The sequence below is a fragment of the Limosilactobacillus secundus genome, from assembly GCF_020784695.1.
Lineage (GTDB): Bacteria > Bacillota > Bacilli > Lactobacillales > Lactobacillaceae > Limosilactobacillus > Limosilactobacillus reuteri_F.
The window spans coordinates 25,302-46,671 of record NZ_JAJGUA010000028.1; the positions used below are offsets into that span (position 1 = coordinate 25,302).

Genomic DNA, 21,370 nt, shown 5'->3' on the forward strand with positions numbered 1-21,370 from the left:
GTTTATGGCAGTCTTTTTTAATGCTAAGAATATTAGGATAATTAGTGGGGGTTCATAAGAAGGGATTCCCATGTAAAAATTAGTAAATAGTGTTCAGATAAAATATAAAGGAATGAATTAAATGGAAATATTAATGATTGAGGATAACCATTCTGTCTGTGAAATGATGGCAATGTTTTTCAAGAAAGAAAAATGGCAATATGAATTTGCTTATGATGGCGTTGAAGCAGAAGAAAAGTTTAATGCTGATCCTCATAAATGGGATATTATTTTGCTAGACCTTAATCTTCCTAAGAAGGATGGGATGCAAGTAGCAGCTGATATTCGGCGCGTATCACCAACAGTTCCTTTAATTATGTTAACAGCTCGTGATACTGAAAGTGATCAGGTATTAGGATTAGAAATTGGTGCTGATGATTATGTAACCAAACCATTTAGTACAATTACTTTGATTGCGCGGATCAAGGCTCTTTATCGGCGAACACATTTAAACAAGCTTGAGGATGTTCAAGATACCGATAGTGATGATACATTCGATATTCAAACAAAGAACTTTAAGATGAATACTAAGACAAGAGAAGTATTCTTATACGGAAAACTTGTCGGCGACTTGACACCTAAAGAATTTGACTTATTAAAGACACTTGCTTCTAAACCACGTCAAGTATTCACCCGTTCACAACTTTTACAATTAGTATGGGATTATGAATATTATGGTGATGAACGAACTGTTGATGCTCATATTAAAAAGTTACGGCAAAAGTTAGAAAATATTGGACCTCAAGTAATTAAGACTGTATGGGGGGTCGGCTATAAGTTTGATGACGAGGGTAACGACTAATGAAATTAATGTATCGGTTGATGCTTTCATTTTTTGCGATTATTCTGACGCTAATGGTGATTGTTAGTATTTCATTTATAAATGTAACTAATAACACTATGTATCATAATACGTGGCAACAATTGAAAAGTTATTCTGATAGTTTAATTCAGGATTCTATTCGTTACAATATGGCAACCCAAAGTTTTGAAGGGTTTGCTACAGAATCGTTAAATAGCAATGCCAATCTTTTAACACGTCAAAATGTTCACTTTGCAATTTATGATACAACTCACCGGAAAATCTTTGCCAGTAACGGCTTTGCTCCGAGTATGAGTAAAAGTGATTGGAAAAAGTTAAAAAAGGGAGAAACCGTTTGTACTAAACTAATTACTCCTAAAATTAATTCACGAGTATCAAAGGGTGTCTCTCCAAGAATGACCGAAGTTTCACGACCATATTTCTATAAAGGGAAGATGATTGCGGTAGTTTCAATTGCAACCTTTGTCTCGACGATTGAGCAAAATATGCATCAAATAAAGATTAACTTAATAATGGCATTACTGACTGCTAGCCTTGTAACACTTGCGGTTAGCTACTTCTTGGCACGGTCGATTACCAAACGAATTGATCGATTGCGAATGGCCACTCACCAAATTGCGCAAGGAAATTACAATGTTGAAGTGGACGATAATGGGCGTGATGAAGTGGCCGATCTTGGTCGAAGTTTTAACCAAATGACCGCTTCATTACGTGAATCACAACAAGAAATTCGCCGGCAAGAAGAGCGAAGACGCCAATTTATGGCCAATGCAGCTCATGAAATGCGGACGCCATTAACAACTATTAATGGAATTCTTGAAGGGTTACAGTATGATGCGATTCCAGAAGAGGATAAAAAGCATAGTATTCAATTAATGCAGAACGATACTCGTCGTTTAATTCGTTTAGTTAATGATAATTTGGATTATGAAAAGATTCGCACTAACCAAATTGCGATGGAACGGAAAGTATTTGATGCATCAGCAGTACTCGAAAACTTACGAGAGCAGTTAGCGAAAAAGGCAAAAGAAAAGAAGGATATTTTGCACTTGGATGTAGAAAAGAATTTACGAGTATATGCAGACTATGATCGGTTTGTGCAGATTATGTTCAATATTATTCAAAACGCTATCCAATTCACTGATAACGGAATTATTGATATTCGAGGAAGACGTGTGGAAAAGGGAAGTAAATTTGAAGTTCAAGATAACGGGATTGGGATGACTCCCGAACAGCTTGAAAATATCTGGGAACGATACTATAAGGCTGATCGTTCACGGATGAATACTAAGTACGGGGAATCCGGCTTAGGGCTAGCGATTGTGCGGCAGTTAGTTCTCCTTCATGGAGGAAAAATTGACGTAAAAAGTCAGTATGGCAAGGGGACGACATTTACAATCTTTTTCCCTGATCGGGAATATGCTCCTCACAATATTCAACCTACAAATAGTAAAGATAAAAAGTAAACCAATGTTTTAAGTGAAACGCTTTAACTGTGATAGTGAAGCGTTTCTTTTTTGTAGATCAATTTTTATAATCCAAATAAATTTAAAGAAAGCGCTTGTGGAAGCGTTTACCATATGATACACTTATATCTCGTAATAATATTACGGATTGATAGGAGAGAATTTTTTATGAACTACTTACTTGCTTTAATCCCTGCGATTGGTTGGGGAATTATGCCACTGATCACTGGTAAGATTGGTGGTTCAACGATTAACCAAATGTTTGGTATTGGTGCCGGTGCTACGATTGTTGGGTTGGTTGCATTTATTATTGGTCATCCAACTGTTACAACGACTGGATTCTGGTTCTCTGTATTGTGTGGTGCTTTATGGACAATTGGTCAAATTGGACAATTTGTTTCATTTAAGCGGATGGGTGTTTCAAATACGATTCCCCTATCAACAGTACTTCAATTAGTTGGTAATTCTTTGATTGGGGTTATTATCTTTGGAGAATGGCGTGGAGCACGTGCTCTTACTATTGGTTTCATCGCCTTAGCAATTGTTATTGTTGGTGCTTTGATGACCTCTGTTACTGATCAGAGCAGCGGAAAGAAAATTACTGTTCAGAATTTCCTTTTTCTATTAATTACTTCTATTGGTTACTGGGTTTACTCAGCGTTCCCAAAGATGCCAATGGTTGCTAATGATAGTTCTTTAGGTATCTTCCTTCCAGAAATGCTTGGTATTTTACTTGGATCTGTTATTTATGCTATTTGTTCAGGAAATATTGACTCCTTTAAGCAAAAGAAGCAATACCTCAATATCTGGGGTGGTATTTCTTGGGGGATTGCTGCTTTAGCTTATATCTTTGCTGGACGAGCATTAGGAATTAATACAGCCTTTGTCTTCACGCAAATGAACGTTATTATTGCAACAATTGGTGGTATCTTAGTTCTTCATGAACACAAGACTCGGCGGGAAATGTCATTTACAATTGCCGGAATCATCTTTATTGTTGCCGGAAGTATTTTAACTATTTTTGCTTAAATTATATTAAAACTAAAAAAGACCTTCATCGGATTTTTGATGAAGGTCTTTTAATGTATGAATTATTATTTAATAAGGGAAATTTTCCAAGCGGTCTTTTTCAGTAATAGGACGAATTACTTTGCCTGGGACACCAAGAACAAGGGAGTTATCAGGAATATCTTTAGTAACGACAGTACCTGCTCCGATAACGCAACCATTGCCGATTGTTACGCCTGGACAAACTGTTACATTGCTTGCAAGCCAACAGTTATCGCCAATTGTAACTGGTTTGCCATATTCAACGTCATCGAACTGACCGTCTGCTTGTTGACGAATATTACGTTGCTGATACATGAGAGGATGCATGGCTGTAATGATCGAGACGTTTGGGCCGCACATTACATTATCTCCAATAGTAACAGGACATGTATCTAAAATGGTAAAGTTAAAATTAGCATAGAAATTCTTACCTATTTTAGTAAACCGACCGTAATCAATATGAATAGGTCCTTGAAGATATATTCCGTCAGCATGATGAGGAAATAGGCGATCAATAATCATTCCTCGTTCAACAGTATCTTCATCAGTTGTTAAGTTATAGTCACGACAAAGACGATGAGCAAGGTGAGAAAACTTATTCAGTTCCGGTGTTCCAGGACGATAAGACTTTCCAGCTAACATATTTTCAGTATTTTTATCCATGAATAATTCTTCCTTTCAAATTATGTAAGCGGATACGCTGCGTGTTTCCAGTATGCTTAATTAACCTTAAATTGTCAATTTTCATTAATGAGAAAAATTTGCTAGTTCTGATTGAAACCGACTTCATTATCCGCTATCATTTAAATGTCTAAAAAATAAAAATAGAAAGAAGCTATTGGAATGACACACATTAAATTTGACAGTAGCGCATTAAAGCAATTTGTTCATGAAAACGAACTTGGCGAAATGCAAGCAATGGTTAACGCCGCTAATGATGAATTACGGAATGGAACTGGTGCTGGTGCCGACTTCCGTGATTGGCTCCATTTACCAACCGAATATGACAAAGAAGAATTTACTCGTATTAAAAAGGCCGCTGATAAGATTCAACGTGATTCAGATGTCTTAGTTGTTATTGGAATTGGTGGTTCTTACCTTGGTGCCCAAATGGCGATCGACTTCTTACACAATACTTTCTATCAAGCTCAAAAGGCAAAAGACCGGAAAGCTCCATTGGTCGTCTTTGCTGGTAACTCCTTGAGTTCAACCTATGTTCACGACTTGATCCAATTAATTGGTGATAAAGACTTTTCCATCAATGTTGTTTCAAAGTCAGGAACAACCACTGAACCATCAATTGCCTTCCGAATCTTTAAGGACCTTTTAATTAAGAAGTATGGTGAAAATGAAGCTAATAAGCGGATTTATGCTACTACTGATAAGGCTAAGGGTGCCTTAAAGACTGAAGCAGATGCTCATGGCTATGAAACCTTTGTTATTCCTGATGGGGTTGGAGGACGTTATTCAGTTCTTTCTGCGGTAGGTCTTTTGCCAATCGCTGCTTCTGGTGCGGACATTGATAAGCTGATGGAAGGAGCTGCACAAGCGGAAAAGGATTATGTTGATCCTGATCTAACCAAGAACGAAGCCTACCAATACGCTGCTTACCGGAACATTCTTTATCGTAAGGGCTATGAAACAGAATTACTCGAAAACTACGAGCCTAACATGCGGATGTTTGCGGAATGGTGGAAACAATTAGCTGGGGAATCAGAAGGAAAAGATCAAAAAGGAATATATCCTTCTTCAGCTAACTTCACAACCGACCTTCACTCACTTGGTCAATACATCCAAGAAGGTCGCCGTTTCTTAATGGAAACCGTTGTTAAGCTTGATAAGCCAAATTATGACATGGAAATTCCAACTGAGCCAGATAATCTTGATGGTTTAGGCTACTTGGAAGGTAAGACAATGGATTACGTTAACACCAAGGCTTATGAAGCAGTGGTTGCTGCTCATACTGATGGTGGAGTACCAGTGATGACTGTTCATATCCCACAAGAAGATGAATATACGTTAGGTTACCTTATTTACTTCTTTGAGGTTGCGATGGGAATTTCAGGTTACTTAAACGGTATTAATCCATTTAACCAACCGGGTGTTGAAGCTTATAAGACTAACATGTTTGGATTGCTTGGTAAGCCAGGCTATGAAGAAATTGGTAAAGAATTACGAGCTAAGATGGATAAGAATGATTAGTATAAATTAAATATAATCAAGAAGGGGAATAGCTGTTACGACATAGCTATTCTCTCCTTTTATCTGGAGTATTTTTATGAAAAAAGAAGAATTAATTGAACATCGGGATCGGGTAAAAGATCATTTAGTAGTATGGATTGTTTTAACGATTTGTCTGCAAATATTAACTGTTTTTCATATCTTGGCATTTTTAAAATATGTAGTATGGCTTTCTGCCGCTTATAGTATTTTACTAATTATCTTGTGGTGTTATTTAGAATTTAAAATTTTACATTTAAAATAATTTAATAAAAAAGAAGGACCGATGCCTTCTTCCTTTTTATTAAATAAGACCAAAACGATTTCTTACAGCTGTATTAATACAGTTTGCTAATTTCTCTTTAACCTTTTTATTTATATCTAAATTATTAGTATCATCTTTAAGATAGGCATTAATTATGATTGAAGCCATTACATGTTTAGGAACAGAAAATATTTTAATGTTCATATATTTAGGATTTTTGGCGGGAACATCTTTAAAAGTGAGAACAATATCCTTACCATTAACACGAATTGTTGTTTTACCACCCTTACCAACTGTGTAGTCAAGGTCGTTAGGAATACAATTTTTATATGCAATCATAATGGTCATCCTTTCTTATTATTAATATTATTGTTAGTATAACATAATTTAAGTTATACTCGATGATTGTAAATTATGAAGAGAAGAATGGTAAGAAAAAAGATACTTAAAAATAAAATTGGTTAAGAAGGGAATGAAATTATAATGAACGAATATGTAATTGGGGTCGACCTAGGGACAAGTGCAGTTAAGGTTTCAGCGATGGATCGTGATGGCAAGATTGTTGCGCAACAAAGCTAGGGCTATGATCTCCATCAGCCTCGTCCTGGCTACAGCGAACAAGACCCGCGAGATTGGCTTTGTGGAACAACGATTACAGCGGATACCTACATTGGCGAAGTTTGGAATAGTAATAATCCTAAAATTCAAGAAGCACTTAAACAATCTGGCTTATATGATGCTTTAAAACCAATGATGGCTGATGCCGCATGGGTAGTGATTTCTGCGAATATGCCATTGCGATCGCTAACTGCTGCAGGGGTAGATGAAGAGAAGTGTGAAGCCTTTTTACAAGAACTTAGATAATGTAAATAACGGAGAAAACAACCGTCTTAAGGTCATTTTCTCCGTTATTTTATTGTTAATTTATTTCTTGAATCAATCCATTAAAGAAGTGTTTTAGTGACACTTGACCACCATTAGTACGTTCGCCTTTGAGAAATGAAATTTCATTGTGGACATTTTTATATTCATATAAGTTATTTGCATATTCCAGAATAATATCGTTTTCTGGATAATCCATACACATATGGGCGAGATTATTAAGACCAGTTTTTATATCGCGCCGAATTCGTTGGAAAATTATCTTTTTACCATGTTCATCACATTGGAAAAATTCTTCAAAATTAACTTCATCAAAACTAATCTCTCGTTCAATCATTGTATTAATAAGTTTGTTAATTGCAGGGGCGCCATTTCCAGCTGTAATACCGAGAAAACGTAAGATAGATTGGGCGTTTTCTTTTTTCTTGTTTTTTCCACTAATCGTAACCGTATTATTGTTCGTAGCAGCACCACTCACAAGGTCCAAAACTTGAAGAAGGCGGTTAGACATATTAATATTTTGTGCTGCTAGTTTAATAACGGACTTAACTTCTGCAATGTTTAATGGTTTTTCAATAAAAAAATCAATCCCATGTTGATATGCACTTGTTTTTACAGAAGGCAGAATTGCTTGAGCAGTCATAATGAAGTGTGGATAATGATGACTGTCCTGAATTTTTTGAATAAGTTGAACTCCATCCATTGCTGGCATTGCATAATCAATAAACATGATGTCAATTCCTAGGCGCATTGCATCATCATAGGCCTGTTGCGGATTAGAGGTTGTTCCGACGACGGTATTGTTGAAATCATTTTCAATAATATTGGATAATAAATGAATAATTTTACTATCATTATCTAAAATATAAAAATTCATGTATTTTCACCGATTTCTTGATGTTGTTTGAAGTATCTTGAAACACTATTTAATTTTACTCTTTGTGAAGATAATAGACAATAGAGCTGCTGTTTTACAAATGTGTAGCTGTTTCCGCTTACATCCTTGTGAATAAAGAAATTGTTGCAAAAAAAATAGTTGAATTTTTTTCTGTTATTTATGGAATTTATTTGAAGTATTGTGAAACTTCATCCTATTATAGTACTTGTATTAAGACCTTAGGAGGAAATAAAAATGGCTTTTAATTTACGTAATCGTAGTTTCTTAACTCTTGCCGATTTTAACACTCGGGAAATGGAATATATGCTTGATCTTGCTGAAGATTTAAAGAAGGCAAAATATGCTGGTTATGAAGGTAAGAATCTTGAAGGTAAGAACATTGCTTTAATTTTTGAAAAGAGTTCTACTCGTACTCGTTGTTCTTTTGAAGTTGGTGCTAAGGATGAAGGAGCTCATGTAACTTACCTTGGCCCATCAGGTTCACACATCGGTCACAAAGAATCTGTTAAGGATACTGCACGAGTTCTTGGTGGAATGTTTGATGGTATCGAATACCGTGGATTCTCACAACGCAATGTTGAAATTTTAGCTAAGTACTCTGGTGTACCGGTTTGGAATGGTTTGACTGACGAAGACCACCCAACACAAGTACTTGCTGACTTCTTAACAGCTCACGAAGTATTGAAGAAGCCTTACAAGGATATCAAGTTTGCCTTTGTCGGTGACGGTCAAGACAATGTTTCAAATGCATTAATGCTTGGTGCCGCTGTAATGGGGATGGAATACCACGTTGTTACTCCTAAGGAATTGGAACCAACTAAGGAAACCCTAGATAAGGCTAATGAAATTGCTGCCAAGACTGGTGCTAAGATTGTTGTTACTAATGACATCAAAGAAGGTGTCAAAGGTATGGACGTAATCTATGCTGATGTTTGGGTATCAATGGGTGAATCTGATGATATGTGGGAAAAGCGGATTAACCTTCTTAAGCCTTACCAAGTAACAATGGATGTTATGAAGGCTACTGAAAACCCTAATGTTCTCTTTGAACACTGTCTTCCTGCATTCCACAACCTCGATACTGAAGTTGGTAAGGAAATTGAAAAGAAGTTTGGCTTAAAGGAAATGGAAGTTACTGACGAAGTATTCGAAAGTGAACATTCAGTTGTCTTCCGTGAAGCCGAAAACCGGATGCACACTATCAAGGCTGTAATGGTTGCAACTTTGGGTGAACAAAACTAATTAGGAGGCATTTGCCATGGCTAAAGTAGTCGTTGCTTTAGGGGGAAATGCATTAGGCAAATCACCTGAAGAACAATTAAAGTTAGTAAAAAATACTGCTTCCTCATTAATTGGGTTAATTGCTGCAGGAAACCAAGTGGTTATTAGTCACGGTAATGGTCCACAAGTGGGTGCCATTAATTTAGGGATGAATTTTGCTGCTGAACACGGCAAAACTGCTGCTTTTCCTTTCCCAGAGTGTGGTGCAATGAGTCAAGGTTATATTGGCTACCATTTACAACAAAGTTTAGAAAATGAATTACACCACCGTTGGATGAATAAGAGTGTGGCAACAATTGTAACGCAAATTGCAGTTGACCCTAACGATCCAGCTTTTGAAAATCCATCAAAGCCAGTTGGTGACTTCTACACTAAAGAACAAGCTGATGAAATTGCCAAAGAAAAGGGCTACACTTTTAAAGAAGATGCGGGACGTGGATATCGTCAAGTCGTTCCTTCTCCACTACCAATGAAGATTATGGAACTTGATAGCATTAAAACATTGATTGATGCTGACAAGCTTGTTATTGCCGGTGGTGGTGGTGGTGTACCTGTAATCATCACTGATAAGGGACTTGAAGGAGTTCCAGCGGTTATTGATAAGGACCGTTCAAGTGCATTGTTAGCCGACAAGATTGATGCCGATAAGTTGATTATTTTAACTGCCGTTGATCATGTTTATGTTAACTATGGAAAGCCAGATGAAAAAGCCCTTAAGACATTAAACGTTACAGAAGCTCAGAAATACATGAAAGAAGGGCAATTTGCTGCTGGTAGTATGCTACCTAAGATTGAAGCATGTCTTTCCTTTGTTGAAGGTCATCCAGAACGAGAAGCATTAATTACTTCTTTAGATGGTCTTGATGACGCTCTCGCTGGTAAAGTCGGGACAGTTATTCGTGATAACTAAAAAGAAGAGGGAGCGAGACAGAAGTCGCTTGTGACTTCGTTTTCGAGCCCCCGCAAGCAACAATAGGCCTCCAATGTTCGGTTTTGCCGGACGTTGGAGGCCATTGTTGTACTGCGTATTTGCTTTTTATGAAAGTAACTTAACTTATGTCACAGTCCCTACCTTCTTTTTTTAGTTACTCTTTAATTTTTTTCTGTGGAATGCGAATATTAATCGCAAGCACCGCAACGATAACTAAAATCGACCCAAGAATGTCTGCCCCCGTCATTTGTAAATGAAAAATCAAGACTGAACCAATTGTCGCTGATAAAGGTTCAAATGCGTCCATTAAACTAAATGTAGTTGCATCGATATATTTTAATGAATTATTAGCTAGTTGAAAGGGAATTAGGGTCCCAATTACTAGAATACCTAACACATATAACCAAACTGAGGGAACATTTGGAATATGTGGCTGACTAGGATGAATAAGCACTAAGGTTAATCCGGCAAATAATAGACCCCACCCCGTAATAATTAACGAGGGAACTCGACCCTCGCGAAGCATATTTTGTGGAATTAATGTATTCGTTGCAACGCCAATCGCAGAAATTAGTCCCCATATTAAAACACTAAGCGTCATTGCTAAATGATTAAATTGACCATGAGTTGCGATAATAAAAACCCCTAAAAAGGCGATAATTGCACTAATAATTTCAATTCGTCGTGGTGGCAAGTGTCGAAACATAGCTTGATAAGCAATGATAAAAAAGGGACCGATGAATTGAAGAATGGTTGCGATCGAAGCATTCCCATATTGGACAGCCATAAAATAAGCATACTGAACTGGAACTAACCCAAAAACACCATATGCAAAGATAATCCATGCAGAATGAAGGTCCTTAAAAATTTGAAAGGGATGCTCGCCACGAATTTGACTTAATAAGACTAAAATAATTCCAGCTGAAACCATTCGAACCTGCGTTAACCACATCGATGTAATCGAACTACTAACATTAAAAAGAGCTTTCGCAAAAAGCCCTGAAATACCCCAAAAGGTACAGGCGGTAATAATCATCGCTGTACCTAAAACTTTTTTATTTGACATAAAAATACTCTTTCCAATTAGATTTGCTACTTTATTTTACCATACCAATTTTGTGAAGCGTGAGCTCGTCCTTTTAATTATGACTATCTGTTGGAATTATCTTCAGTGATGATTGGTTGTGGAGTTCGTGAATATAAAGCCTTCACAGCCTGTATGTCTCGTGATTGAATGGGATAATATGATCCAGCTGGCTGCATCACAGAAATCTTGTTCGTGTGCTGTAGACCAATTGCATGCCCTAATTCATGCTCAGCAGTATTTACGATTCGTTCTTGTGAGTAGCCAAAGGCAGGATTTAATAGGTAATAAGAATTTAGCTCTACTGTTGCGTGCAGATAATATCCAGTTGCGGAATTCATACTTGTATTGGTGAGCCCTGCTGCCCCGTTGTTTGGATCGTTAACAGCGGAAACACTAATATTTGCATTCTTATCATTAACGATTTTAAATGTGAATGCCTTCGTGCTATTCCATTGGGTAATTGCGGTTTCTGTTGCATTCTTTAATACTGGATTGCTGATATTAATATAGATCGTTGCAGAGTTTTGTTCCCAGCGTGCATCAGCAGGTGTATCTCGTGTTCCAGTTTGCTGGTCAGCGTTTTGTTTAGTTGGGGTTGTAATCTCTTTACCGGTTATTCGGTGTAGCCACGATTGAGTAAGCACCTGAGCATTATGAATGCCAATATTAAATTGTTCTTGAAAGGTAGAATTATTTTGATAAAACCAAATAATTCCGCCAAAGAGTAATAAATAAAATAAGGTTAATAAGAAATTGGACTTCTTAATCGGTCACACCCCCTAATATTCAAATTCTAATTAAAAAAGAGTAAAACGTCCATTATTTAATATTTTTCTTTATTGTTGACAACTGTAAACTTTGATAGTATGCTGTACCTATAATATGATTACAGTTGTAAACTAAAAGAAGGTGGAAATATTGAGAATTGCCGTTATAATTATTGCCCTGCTTTTGATTGCATTTATTGTTTGGTGGTTCTTCGGAAAGCATACAGAGGCGGCGGGAAAATCAACTATTGTTAATGATGAACAAACTGCAACGATTGTCGTTAATGGTGGTTATTCTCCATCAACAGTTATCTTGAAAAAGGGAATTCCGGCTCAAGTTAACTTTGATATGCATGACTCGACGGCTTGTTTATCACATGTAGTATTTGAACAGCTAGGAGTTAATAAGGACTTAACAAAGCAAAAGATTACGACGATTAATATTCCAACAGATAAAGCCCAGACTTTTAATTTTGCTTGTGGAATGGATATGTTTCATGGAAAGGTGATTGTTAAATAATGAGTATTTTTTCAAAAGATCAAACTAAAAAAGTTGTTGTTAATGCAGAAAATCATGGCTACAAACCAGAAATGGTTACTTTCAAACAAGGAAAGCCAGCGCAATTAAAATTTATCCCCTCTGATAATATGGGGTGTATGAATGAAGTCGTATTTAAGGAACTTGGTATTGATGAGAAGCTAGACGGTAAAAAAGAAGTTACTGTTGATATTCCAACTGACAAGCCGGGAACTTATAACTATGCTTGTGGAATGGATATGTTTCATGGAAAGGTTGTTGTAAAGTAATGAAGCTTACAAACATTCAGCGATTTTGGATTTCATTTGTATTATCAGTTCCGATGTTAATACAAATGTTTGCGATGCCTTTTCACTGGATGATGCCTGCCTATAATTGGATAGCATTAATTACTACTACTATTATTATGGCAATTTCAGCATTTCCATATTGGAAAAGTGCGATCGCTGCATTTAAAAAACATAGTGCAAATATGAATACCCTAGTCGCTACAGGAACAGCTGTCGCTTATTTTTATAGTATTTTTGCAATGATAACTGATAGGGCAGTTTATTTTGAAAGTGCTGCCTTTGTTACTGTCTTTGTTTTACTGGGGGATGCGATGGAAGAGAAAATGCATAACAATGCTTCCAATGCTCTTGGTAAGTTGATGGGACTTCAAGCAAAAGATGCTGAAGTCTTAAAAGATGGCAAATTTGTCAAAGTACCACTCGATCAAGTTCAAGTTGGCGACCTTATTCGGGTCAAGCCGGGTGAAAAAGTACCTGTAGACGGAACAATTCTGGAAGGGGTAACTTCTCTGGATGAGTCGATGGTTACTGGTGAAAGTATGCCGGTAATGAAAAAAGTTGGCGATACTGTTGTTGGTTCAACAATTAATAATAATGGGACGATTACTTTTAAAGCCACAAAGGTTGGAGCGGATACAATGCTTGCCCAAATTGTTGACCTAGTAAAAAAAGCGCAAACCAGTCATGCTCCTATCCAGAACTTAACAGATAAGATTTCAAATGTGTTTGTCCCAGCAGTAATGATTATTGCTATTTTGACATTTATGATTTGGTATTCCTTTGTTGGCGCAACATTTGTTCAAGCATTATTATTTGCTGTTTCAGTAATTGTTATTGCTTGTCCGTGCGCATTAGGTTTAGCAACTCCAACAGCATTAATGGTTGGTACTGCAAGAAGTGCTAAGATGGGTGTCCTTATTAAGAATGGTGAAGTCCTTCAAGAAGTAAGTAATATTGATACTGTTGTGTTTGATAAAACAGGGACAATTACGGTCGGCAAACCAGTTGTAACTGATATTGTTGGCGATGCTAAAAAAGTATTAACAATAGCTGCTAGTCTTGAGGAATCGTCTGAGCATCCATTGGCATCCGCAATCCTTCAAAAGGCGAAAGATAAAGGGACCTCACCAGTAAAGGTAGATAAATTTAAAGCAATTGAAGGTAAGGGTGTGCGTGCAGATTATAATGGGCAAGTAGCATTTGTTGGTAGCAATCGGCTTCTGGTTGATGTAAATATTTCCCGGGAAATGGCATCACGTGCGGAAAAATTACAGAATGAAGCTAAAACAGTTGTTTATGTTGGTCTTGATGGGGAAGTAATCGGCTTAGTTGCCATTCAAGATGTTCCGAAGTCGAGTTCCAAAGATGCAATTACGGAGTTAAAAGCACGTGGATTAATGACTGTGATGTTAACTGGTGATAATAAACGGGTAGCTCAAGCAATAGCTGATGAAGTCGGTATCGATAGGGTAATTGCTGAAGTGATGCCAAATGACAAAGCTCAACAAATTAAAAAACTTCAAGACAATGGTAAGAAAGTTGCCTTTGTTGGTGATGGAATTAATGATGCCCCTGCTTTGTCGACAGCTGATGTTGGAATTGCGATGGGATCTGGAACCGATATCGCAATTGACTCTGGTGGAATTGTTCTCGTTCAAAATGATTTGCGAGGAGTTGTCCGGGCACTTGATATTTCTAAGAAGACCTTTAACAGGATTAAATTAAATCTTTTCTGGGCGCTCATTTACAATGTCATTGGTATTCCAATCGCTGCAGGATTATTTGCATTTGTGGGCTTTACTCTTAGTCCTGAGCTTGCCGGCCTAGCAATGGCCTTTAGTTCTGTCTCTGTTGTTAGTTCTTCTTTGCTGTTAAATAAAACTAAGATTGCGGGAGAGCATGTTGTTCAAGTTTAAATAAGATGATAAGGAGTTAAGAAATATAATCCTTAGCTTCTTTTTTGTTATATTTTGCACAAAGTGAAAGGGTTTTGCGGTAAAATATTAATAAAAATGATGGAGGAGTATTTAAAATGGCAACAGCATTTTTAGTTCATACTCAACTAAGCTGGGGAAAAACGTGCGATTATTTAATCGCTAATGATGTTGAGCAGGGGTTAATGCATCGTTATGAGACACGAGAAGATTGGCAAGAAGTCATTCTTGATGCATTGATCAATGTTCCCTTAGCTCCATATTTGCCAAGTGGTCAGCCCATTCCGCCAATTGGAACGGCAAAAGTACTAGGGGTGGAAGCAGTTGATCCGGCACAGGTTAAAAAAACTGTGCAACGGACACGAAGTCAATTTATAATGGCAACCATCTGGAAAAAGCAGTCAGTCTTAAAAAACTATAATTTCTTACATCATGATTATGACAAATGGACGCAAAAGCAAATTTGGGCCGATGTTGATTATTGGTGTGACTCTAAAAAACATCCTGTTATCGATTTGATTACAAAATGGCGTTGCGCCCGTCAATACCAACGATTACGTGCTGAAGAGAAATGATAAAAAAGAGTTGACTATTAAGTCACTTCCATGTATAGTATATATCGTTGTAAGTTTATTTTATTGGGCATTCGCCAAACTGGTAAGGCAGTGGACTCTGAATCCATAATTTACTGGTTCGAGACCAGTATGCCCAACTTCTAACAAAAGACCTGCTAGCTAATCTAGCAGGTCTTTTGTTGATAAGAAAGTTATTTGTTATAATTACAGTCAAGTGAGGGGACGAATATGGCTAGTAATTCTGATTCAATTTATTATGTTTTAACAAAACTAAAGCATCATCCATCGTTAATCAAAAGTATTAGACCACGTTATACTAATACGGTTCTGATTCTTTTTGCTGACTCCTTAAAAATAGCTGATGCTTCATTTTATTTTCCGGTTGATCGTTTTATGGTCAATCGTTTGTCAAATGATTTTGTGGCAAAGAATGGTGATCTTCTTGATAGTTATTTTTTAATGACCAATGGAACGAAGAAAAATTACCATGATGTTTGGGCAACGACCTGTCATATTCCAGAAAAGAAAGTATATTTATTAGAATTATCATTTGAATAACACAATTTAAGCTGCGACAAAAGGTGCCAAAGCTTATTTGCTATAAAGGAAGAGTTTTGGAGTGCTGGTTTCAACGATTACTTTAATGGTAGCGGCAGTTTTAAGTAGTATTCTTTCCAGCTTCTTTCTGCACTTCTGAATTGATTATGTTAGGCTTTTCGTCGGCTTAATTATTGGCTTAGTTCCTTTTTTTGAATGGTCATATTGCTCCCTTCCACACAGAGATATTTATGTATATAGTAGCTCCGTTGATTTATTTTGAGGGGCAAGCAACGAGAATTAATCTGATTGGAAAAAGATTACGACAAATCCTTGAAATGGCTGTTCTTTTAGTAATTGTCGGAACGGTATTTGCAGATTTTAGTGTATCGCTTTTGGTAATTCCACTAGCCCTGGCATTTCTGATGGACGCTTTAAGCACACCAACTGATGCTACTGCAACTGAGTCAATTTTACTTGACATTGAAAATGAATATTAAATTAATTTGATTTTAAGTTGACGAAAAATTGAAATTAACGTATACTTTTACTTGTACGTTATTGCCCGCTGGTCAAATTGGTTAAGACGTCGCCCTCTCAAGGCGGAGTTACGGGTTCGATCCCCGTGCGGGTGAATATGATTGAGTCTGTTACTCATTTAGTAACAGACTTTTTTATTTATATTACAAATTTAGTAAAAGCGTTAAGAAAAGGCTTAATTGATGCTATGATGGATTTATGTAGATAGAAAAAGAATAGGATGGATTTGGTGAGTTAATTATGCGAGTAATGAATTTAATGATAGTATTAGCAGTTATTGTGATTATTATTTTAGCTGCTCAATATTTTTCTCAGTTACGGAAAAACCGCAACGGTAATAATTTCGTAAGTGGGGGCCGTGTCTTTTTTAACTGGACGTTGGTCGCTATCTTGGTAATTTGTGTTGGGGGAATAATTTTTGGTAGCATTCATTCACATCGCCAAGAAGCAAAGCCAGCCCAAACTGATAAGACCGAAAATGTTGAATATACTGCTTCTGACAGTGATAATTTGGGAAAAGTCTCAGTTCAGTTTGATCGGAAAGTTACTTTAAATGATAATGGAGAAGCGAAAGTTAAGTTTAAGGTTTCTCCACAAACTACTTTGACAATCCGGGGACATAAGAGCAAAGAGATTGTTAAGATGTTCAAAGCAAGTAAGGGCGAATCATTAGTTAACCATACTTATACATTTGATGTAGCGGGCACTTATGATATTATTGCAGAACGTGGTGATCAAAAGGTAACTAAGCAGTTAAAGGTTAAGGACAATGATAATACCCAAGAAAGTTCATCAAGTAGCAGTTCAGTAAGTTCTAGTTCTTCTTCAGTCGCTTCCTCAGCAAGTAGTAGTACAGTTTCCTCGTCTTCAAGCTCGACTGCTTCCACGGTGCAAAGTAACAGCGCAAGTTCAAGCAGCACGACAGCAGCTTCATCGAATAATGGAGGAAGCTCAAGAAACTACAATACTTCTCGTCCACGATATAGTGGCAATGGCGGTGGAAATAGGACCTCTGGTAGCAGTACGCCAACTGCTCCTGCGCAAGAACCAAGTACTCCTGCCTATAGTCAAGAAAACGATGGTGATAGTCCGCAATATTAATTTCTAATCATAATCAAATATCTAATGATAAAAGAATAAACTATTTTTAAAGGAACAAAAGATAATTTTTTCATATGAAAAATTATTCTTTTGTTCTTTTTCTATTATCATCAACGGCGAAAAATTATTGATATATCAAGGATGAAAAGCGAAAAATATTAAAAAAGATATTACTAAATAATTTATCAGTATTGAAATAAGAATGAAGTATATTATACTCATTACTAAATAATAGTTATCGAATTATAAAAGTCTTTAAGGGGGAGAAAAAAAGATGCTTGATACAGATGAGATCAAAAAAAATGAGGTACTTGGTGTTGAGCTTGCCCCAGTTGAAACTGTTGGCGGACAAGTAAAATTAGGGGGGGAATCTGCTTCAAGCGTTGCTTCACTCAATAGAACGCCATTATTGGAAAAAATGCTTAAAGCAGCGCCCAATTTTGCGGCTCAACAACAAAAATTGAACGGCCAAGAACCGGTAATAAAAAATAATCCAGCATTAGGTGAATATCAACTAATTGATGATTTAGGTGGCTTAATGCATGGGACTTACTTACAGGCAACTAATAGTGATAGTCAGGATAAAGGTCGTTCGATTGTAAGTCGTAATTCAATGAGTGAAACGGCATCATTAGTTAATTATCGCGCAGCTACTGACTTTAGTGGATATGGTCATTTGAAAAATAATACAGAAACTACCAAATCAGTTGAAGTTGTCTATACGCTGCCTACATTTGAAGTGAAGCAAGGTACAGCACAAATTGTACTTGATGGGGCGCGGATTAATGAATTTGACGGCCTTGAATATAAGGATGAAAAGGGAAATGTAATTCCTGGATTTGATATTACCTATAGTTATCAAGGACACGAAGGAGAGTATTCGACGATTGATACTCTTAAGCAGCGTGATGATTTTAGTTGGGAAAAGGTAACAGCGGTTATGGTATTTGGTTCTTTATTGCCAAACAGTTCTTACCGTGTTGAATTTCCTTTTAAGATTACAAATCTAGAAAACATTAATACTCAAGAGCAATTTAATTTAAATGAATATGCCTTTTACGATTTAACAGTTAATAAGCACACAACGTCACAATTAAACTTCCGCTTAAGTACGCCTATTTTTGCTCATGATGCCTATCAAAATATCCCATTTATGGCACTTAACCGGACTGAAGATGGTGATCAAGTATTTTCAGAAGATGTTCAAGCAATGATGCCAACGTTGGGTGAAGTACCGTATGCAATCAGTAACTTTAATAATGATGTTTCATTTGACGTTGATGGGGATAAGGTAATGTGGCAGGGCGGTCAATACTTCTTTAAGCTGGCCACTATTCAAAGTGCAATTCAGGAAAAGGGCTTTTCAGTAAATGTTGATATAACAGGACGAAAGTTAATGGGTGCTTCCGCATTCATGGTTCAACCTACTTATCTTGATTTTGAAAGCTTTGACTTTGTTCCCTATGTCGTTATTCATCAACTCCTTATTACTAAATCATTTACTCTTAAGGCAGAGGCAAAAGATGATTGGACTTCATTTGGCGGAATTGAAAAAGTTTGTGGTCTCTCTTCAACTAATGAGGAGCTTCCGGTTAGTCCTGAGCAAACATTTATTGTTGATGATTCTGAATTAGTAGGTGCAACACCTGGTGATTATAATGTTATTATTGGTTATTTTCTTAACGGGAGTGAGGATAATGATATGTTAATCACCTCACCAGCAAAGGTAAGGATAGTTGAAAATAAACAGACAATTAATGTTTACTATGTTGACTTGATTAATATCCCCGATAAAGCCAAAGATGATTTACAACCAAGTGACGGAAAAATTCTCGAAAATCAAACCCAAACTTTTACCGGTAAAGGTGATGAAGATTATCATAACCAACTCTGGGGTGAAGAAAATGGTTTTGAGATTTATAAATATGAACAAGGCGCTAAATTAGGAACATATGTGGGTGGACAGCCAACTAAAGATTACTATGTTTATCTTATTCATAAAATTGAAAAAATCGATGAAGATCACCAAGTAACCAGAACTATTACTTTTAATATGCCAGATGGCTCTAAGCAGGTCATTAAGCAAACTGGAAAAATTCAGCGTTTTGGAATTATAGATAACACAACCGATGAAAAAACATGGAGTGATTGGAGTAAAGCTACTCTCCCCGCAGTTGCCGCACCACGTATTCCCGGATATACGGGTAAAAATGTTGATGCTGAAGCAATTTCATTAACTTCAAAAGATAGCAATATTAACGTTATCTACCATCCCAAGCAAGTTAGTGTCAAGATTAAATACGTCGATGAAGCTGGAAATGAAATTGATGAACAAATAATTTCTGGACTTGCTGGCGATTTGATCAGTCATAAACCAACGGTTGAAACGGATCGGCTTGCTGATGAAGGTTATGTGATTATTGACAATGAACTACCGCAAAATGCCCGCTTAATGGCTGAAGACGGTGATCAAGAAAAAGAATACAAGATTATTGTTAGTAAACAAGATCTACAAACCCAACAAATTACTGTTTTTTATGTTGATGTCCCTGATAATCGATTACCAATTGTCAAACCTTCTTCTGGGCGGATTATTGATAATCAGACCCAAAGATTAAATGTTACAGAAGGACAAACGTATAGTAATGAACTATGGGATTTTGCAGATGCCGGGTATGAATTGTTTAAGGCTGACAAAGGGGCATTAAAGGGGGAGTACTTTGCTGGTAGTCCAGAACAACAATATTATGTTTATCTTACACACCAAACTACTCCTCTAAAGAAGGAGCATCATGTAACGCGAACTATTCAGATTACTATGCCTGATAAAACCCAACAAGTTGTAACTCAAGAAGCAATTGTTACTCGTTTTGGTGTTCATGACGAGGTGCTTGGGAGCGATATTTGGCAAGCATGGAGCAAGGGAGTGATCCCTGAATATATTCCAGCACCCATCGCGGGGTATGATGCACCTGCTATTCCTGCTGAACAGGTTGATGAAAATGCGAGCGCTCGAAATGAAAAGATCAGTTACACTCCACAACCAGCTAAAATTCTAGTTAAATTTATTGACCAAACTGGTGCAGAATTAACATCCGAGGAGCTTACTGGGGTAACCGGTGAAGAATTTAACTATGATCCAACTCTTCAAATTAAATCATTTGAGGATGAGGGCTATGTCCTTGATGAGAATAGTTTTCCAGCTGATCATCATTTTGCAGCCGGGACACAAACCTATACTATTACCTTAAAGAAATTAATGGCAGTGACTCCTCATGGTAATAGTAAGACGGAATCATCAATTGAACAAATTAAGTCGATCGATGATGATACAACTGGAGATAAAAGGGGAATCTTTGCTGCATTTAAAGGCTATTTTAAATAAATGAAATTAATAAAGGAGTACAGAAGGAATAAACCACTAATGGTAAATTTCTTCTGTACTCCTTTTTGAGTTAAAAATATTAATTATCATAATTGCCAGTGATTGGGTTCATTTCATGGATTTGATTTGTAGCGGGATCATATTGATAGGTACCAGTAAGATGAGCTACATTTGGATCGCCGCCTTGATTATTGCGAACTTCAATTTGATAATTATTATTTTGATTATTCTTAGTCATGTAATAATGATTGCCATCTTGTTGAACGCCACTTGTCTTGACAAAACTCGTTAGGACTTGTTGATCGTTTTGTGATGAGGAAGTGGAATTAGTAGTTGCTAATTGGCTGCTAGAACTACTAGTTATGGATGAACTAGGAGCTTTTATCGTTTGATTAGTTGGCTTTTCTGAACTGTTAGCTGCTGTGGCCTTTGAACTTGCAATTGTTGGGTTTGTATTTATTGAAGAAGTAGATTGTACACTAGTAGATGTGGAGGCTTGATCCTTTGCTTTTTCGCTACTAGTAGAGGAGACTGCCTTCTTGCCTGTTTGTTGACTTACTTTTGTCGCGGAAGTAGATGTTTTTGTTGGAGCTGCTGCACTATTCGTACACCCGGCTAGTCCTAGGGCGGCTAAAATTACTAACGAACTTGCTAAAACTTTATTTGTCATCTTCATCATTTTAATGACCCCCTCAACTTCTCTTTTTTATAAAATTCTTATAACTATATTATACCGTCTTTTGAAATGATTTTGTAATATT

At 36.8% G+C, this 21,370-nt stretch carries 21 protein-coding genes, 2 tRNA genes and 1 pseudogene; 18 read left to right on the forward strand and 6 right to left on the reverse strand.

Annotated features, from left to right (window positions below; all coding sequences use genetic code 11):
- Positions 1-121: 121 nt before the first annotated feature.
- From LMB57_RS03565 to LMB57_RS03575, 3 genes are all read left to right on the forward strand, one after another.
- Entirely contained in the window at positions 122-841 is a 720-nt protein-coding gene (locus LMB57_RS03565; protein ID WP_229271191.1) for a response regulator transcription factor, read from the forward strand.
- Positions 841-2,328: a sensor histidine kinase gene (locus LMB57_RS03570; protein ID WP_229271190.1), complete on the forward strand. Its 1,488-nt coding sequence runs from the start codon at positions 841-843 to the stop codon at positions 2,326-2,328. Before LMB57_RS03565 ends, LMB57_RS03570 begins: the two co-directional genes overlap by 1 nt.
- A 168-nt stretch (positions 2,329-2,496) precedes the next feature.
- Complete coding sequence (locus LMB57_RS03575; RefSeq protein WP_229271189.1) at positions 2,497-3,357, forward strand: GRP family sugar transporter; 861 nt, start codon at positions 2,497-2,499, stop codon at positions 3,355-3,357.
- 69 nt (positions 3,358-3,426) lie between these two features.
- On the opposite strand, the gene LMB57_RS03580 is transcribed toward LMB57_RS03575, so the two are convergent.
- The gene (locus LMB57_RS03580) at positions 3,427-4,041 is read right to left on the reverse strand and encodes a sugar O-acetyltransferase (protein ID WP_229271188.1); all 615 of its coding nucleotides are present in this window, start codon (positions 4,039-4,041) and stop codon (positions 3,427-3,429) included.
- A 180-nt stretch (positions 4,042-4,221) separates the two neighbouring features.
- On the opposite strand from LMB57_RS03580, the gene LMB57_RS03585 reads away from it, so the two are divergent.
- Entirely contained in the window at positions 4,222-5,580 is a 1,359-nt protein-coding gene (locus LMB57_RS03585) for a glucose-6-phosphate isomerase (RefSeq protein ID WP_229271187.1), read from the forward strand.
- A gap of 76 nt (positions 5,581-5,656) precedes the next feature.
- Positions 5,657-5,863: a hypothetical protein gene (locus LMB57_RS03590; RefSeq protein WP_003667510.1), complete on the forward strand. Its 207-nt coding sequence runs from the start codon at positions 5,657-5,659 to the stop codon at positions 5,861-5,863.
- A 39-nt stretch (positions 5,864-5,902) separates the two neighbouring features.
- Here LMB57_RS03590 and LMB57_RS03595 read toward each other — a convergent pair whose 3' ends face one another.
- Positions 5,903-6,202, reverse strand: coding sequence for a hypothetical protein (locus LMB57_RS03595; protein ID WP_229271186.1), 300 nt, complete (start codon positions 6,200-6,202; stop codon positions 5,903-5,905).
- A 144-nt stretch (positions 6,203-6,346) separates the two neighbouring features.
- Here LMB57_RS03595 and LMB57_RS03600 point away from each other — a divergent pair.
- A pseudogene (locus tag LMB57_RS03600) lies at positions 6,347-6,535 on the forward strand (FGGY family carbohydrate kinase); the annotation flags it as partial.
- A 247-nt stretch (positions 6,536-6,782) separates the two neighbouring features.
- Here the strand turns inward: LMB57_RS03600 and LMB57_RS03605 are convergent.
- Entirely contained in the window at positions 6,783-7,622 is an 840-nt protein-coding gene (locus LMB57_RS03605; RefSeq protein WP_019251320.1) for a DNA-binding domain-containing protein, read from the reverse strand.
- Positions 7,623-7,877: 255 nt separating this feature from the next.
- Here LMB57_RS03605 and argF point away from each other — a divergent pair, with 255 nt between their 5' ends.
- Together argF and arcC are read left to right on the forward strand one after the other, a co-directional pair.
- Positions 7,878-8,885, forward strand: a complete 1,008-nt coding sequence (argF, locus tag LMB57_RS03610; protein ID WP_003670402.1) for an ornithine carbamoyltransferase — start codon at positions 7,878-7,880, stop codon at positions 8,883-8,885.
- A 16-nt stretch (positions 8,886-8,901) separates the two neighbouring features.
- Positions 8,902-9,834 (forward strand): carbamate kinase, encoded by a 933-nt coding sequence (arcC, locus tag LMB57_RS03615; RefSeq protein ID WP_229271185.1) that lies wholly within the window; start codon positions 8,902-8,904, stop codon positions 9,832-9,834.
- A gap of 175 nt (positions 9,835-10,009) precedes the next feature.
- Here arcC and LMB57_RS03620 read toward each other — a convergent pair whose 3' ends face one another.
- On the reverse strand, positions 10,010-10,921 hold the full coding sequence (locus LMB57_RS03620) for a DMT family transporter (RefSeq protein ID WP_229271184.1): 912 nt from the start codon (positions 10,919-10,921) through the stop codon (positions 10,010-10,012).
- A gap of 83 nt (positions 10,922-11,004) precedes the next feature.
- On the reverse strand, positions 11,005-11,586 hold the full coding sequence (locus tag LMB57_RS03625; RefSeq protein ID WP_229271183.1) for a matrixin family metalloprotease: 582 nt from the start codon (positions 11,584-11,586) through the stop codon (positions 11,005-11,007).
- Positions 11,587-11,851: 265 nt separating this feature from the next.
- Between LMB57_RS03625 and LMB57_RS03630 the strand changes: the two genes are divergently transcribed.
- From LMB57_RS03630 to LMB57_RS03675, 10 genes are all read left to right on the forward strand, one after another.
- The gene (locus LMB57_RS03630; RefSeq protein ID WP_229271182.1) at positions 11,852-12,229 is read left to right on the forward strand and encodes a cupredoxin domain-containing protein; all 378 of its coding nucleotides are present in this window, start codon (positions 11,852-11,854) and stop codon (positions 12,227-12,229) included.
- Complete coding sequence (locus LMB57_RS03635; protein WP_229271181.1) at positions 12,229-12,516, forward strand: cupredoxin domain-containing protein; 288 nt, start codon at positions 12,229-12,231, stop codon at positions 12,514-12,516. The genes LMB57_RS03630 and LMB57_RS03635 overlap by 1 nt, the downstream gene beginning before the upstream one ends.
- Positions 12,516-14,453, forward strand: a complete 1,938-nt coding sequence (locus tag LMB57_RS03640; RefSeq protein ID WP_229271180.1) for a copper-translocating P-type ATPase — start codon at positions 12,516-12,518, stop codon at positions 14,451-14,453. Before LMB57_RS03635 ends, LMB57_RS03640 begins: the two co-directional genes overlap by 1 nt.
- Positions 14,454-14,569: 116 nt before the next feature.
- Entirely contained in the window at positions 14,570-15,046 is a 477-nt protein-coding gene (locus LMB57_RS03645) for a DUF7679 family protein (RefSeq protein WP_229271179.1), read from the forward strand.
- A 64-nt stretch (positions 15,047-15,110) separates the two neighbouring features.
- Positions 15,111-15,183 (forward strand) — tRNA-Gln (locus LMB57_RS03650).
- 91 nt (positions 15,184-15,274) lie between these two features.
- The gene (locus LMB57_RS03655; RefSeq protein WP_229271178.1) at positions 15,275-15,604 is read left to right on the forward strand and encodes a hypothetical protein; all 330 of its coding nucleotides are present in this window, start codon (positions 15,275-15,277) and stop codon (positions 15,602-15,604) included.
- Between the two features lie 230 nt (positions 15,605-15,834).
- Complete coding sequence (locus tag LMB57_RS03660; RefSeq protein ID WP_229271177.1) at positions 15,835-16,083, forward strand: hypothetical protein; 249 nt, start codon at positions 15,835-15,837, stop codon at positions 16,081-16,083.
- 62 nt (positions 16,084-16,145) lie between these two features.
- A tRNA-Glu gene (locus tag LMB57_RS03665) sits at positions 16,146-16,218 on the forward strand.
- A gap of 145 nt (positions 16,219-16,363) precedes the next feature.
- Positions 16,364-17,224 (forward strand): hypothetical protein, encoded by an 861-nt coding sequence (locus LMB57_RS03670; RefSeq protein WP_229271176.1) that lies wholly within the window; start codon positions 16,364-16,366, stop codon positions 17,222-17,224.
- Between the two features lie 274 nt (positions 17,225-17,498).
- Positions 17,499-20,609 carry a mucin-binding protein gene (locus LMB57_RS03675; protein WP_229271175.1) on the forward strand — a complete coding sequence of 1,037 codons (3,111 nt, stop codon included), beginning with the start codon at positions 17,499-17,501 and terminating at the stop codon, positions 20,607-20,609.
- A 79-nt stretch (positions 20,610-20,688) separates the two neighbouring features.
- Here the strand turns inward: LMB57_RS03675 and LMB57_RS03680 are convergent, their stop codons facing one another.
- The gene (locus LMB57_RS03680) at positions 20,689-21,288 is read right to left on the reverse strand and encodes a hypothetical protein (RefSeq protein WP_229271174.1); all 600 of its coding nucleotides are present in this window, start codon (positions 21,286-21,288) and stop codon (positions 20,689-20,691) included.
- Positions 21,289-21,370: the final 82 nt, after the last annotated feature.

What these genes read in the sequence shown, in the direction of transcription:
- argF (WP_003670402.1), top strand. Translation starts at nt 7,878, where the DNA reads ATGGCTTTTAATTTACGTAATCGTAGTTTCTTAACTCTTGCCGATTTT.
- LMB57_RS03660 (WP_229271177.1), top strand. Translation starts at nt 15,835, where the DNA reads ATGTATATAGTAGCTCCGTTGATTTATTTTGAGGGGCAAGCAACGAGA.
- LMB57_RS03575 (WP_229271189.1), top strand. Translation starts at nt 2,497, where the DNA reads ATGAACTACTTACTTGCTTTAATCCCTGCGATTGGTTGGGGAATTATG.
- LMB57_RS03570 (WP_229271190.1), top strand. Translation starts at nt 841, where the DNA reads ATGAAATTAATGTATCGGTTGATGCTTTCATTTTTTGCGATTATTCTG.
- LMB57_RS03635 (WP_229271181.1), top strand. Translation starts at nt 12,229, where the DNA reads ATGAGTATTTTTTCAAAAGATCAAACTAAAAAAGTTGTTGTTAATGCA.
- LMB57_RS03590 (WP_003667510.1), top strand. Translation starts at nt 5,657, where the DNA reads ATGAAAAAAGAAGAATTAATTGAACATCGGGATCGGGTAAAAGATCAT.
- LMB57_RS03605 (WP_019251320.1), bottom strand. Translation starts at nt 7,622, where the DNA reads ATGAATTTTTATATTTTAGATAATGATAGTAAAATTATTCATTTATTA.
- LMB57_RS03640 (WP_229271180.1), top strand. Translation starts at nt 12,516, where the DNA reads ATGAAGCTTACAAACATTCAGCGATTTTGGATTTCATTTGTATTATCA.
- LMB57_RS03680 (WP_229271174.1), bottom strand. Translation starts at nt 21,288, where the DNA reads ATGATGAAGATGACAAATAAAGTTTTAGCAAGTTCGTTAGTAATTTTA.
- LMB57_RS03655 (WP_229271178.1), top strand. Translation starts at nt 15,275, where the DNA reads ATGGCTAGTAATTCTGATTCAATTTATTATGTTTTAACAAAACTAAAG.
- LMB57_RS03595 (WP_229271186.1), bottom strand. Translation starts at nt 6,202, where the DNA reads ATGATTGCATATAAAAATTGTATTCCTAACGACCTTGACTACACAGTT.
- LMB57_RS03585 (WP_229271187.1), top strand. Translation starts at nt 4,222, where the DNA reads ATGACACACATTAAATTTGACAGTAGCGCATTAAAGCAATTTGTTCAT.
- arcC (WP_229271185.1), top strand. Translation starts at nt 8,902, where the DNA reads ATGGCTAAAGTAGTCGTTGCTTTAGGGGGAAATGCATTAGGCAAATCA.
- LMB57_RS03675 (WP_229271175.1), top strand. Translation starts at nt 17,499, where the DNA reads ATGCTTGATACAGATGAGATCAAAAAAAATGAGGTACTTGGTGTTGAG.
- LMB57_RS03620 (WP_229271184.1), bottom strand. Translation starts at nt 10,921, where the DNA reads ATGTCAAATAAAAAAGTTTTAGGTACAGCGATGATTATTACCGCCTGT.
- LMB57_RS03580 (WP_229271188.1), bottom strand. Translation starts at nt 4,041, where the DNA reads ATGGATAAAAATACTGAAAATATGTTAGCTGGAAAGTCTTATCGTCCT.
- LMB57_RS03645 (WP_229271179.1), top strand. Translation starts at nt 14,570, where the DNA reads ATGGCAACAGCATTTTTAGTTCATACTCAACTAAGCTGGGGAAAAACG.
- LMB57_RS03670 (WP_229271176.1), top strand. Translation starts at nt 16,364, where the DNA reads ATGCGAGTAATGAATTTAATGATAGTATTAGCAGTTATTGTGATTATT.
- LMB57_RS03565 (WP_229271191.1), top strand. Translation starts at nt 122, where the DNA reads ATGGAAATATTAATGATTGAGGATAACCATTCTGTCTGTGAAATGATG.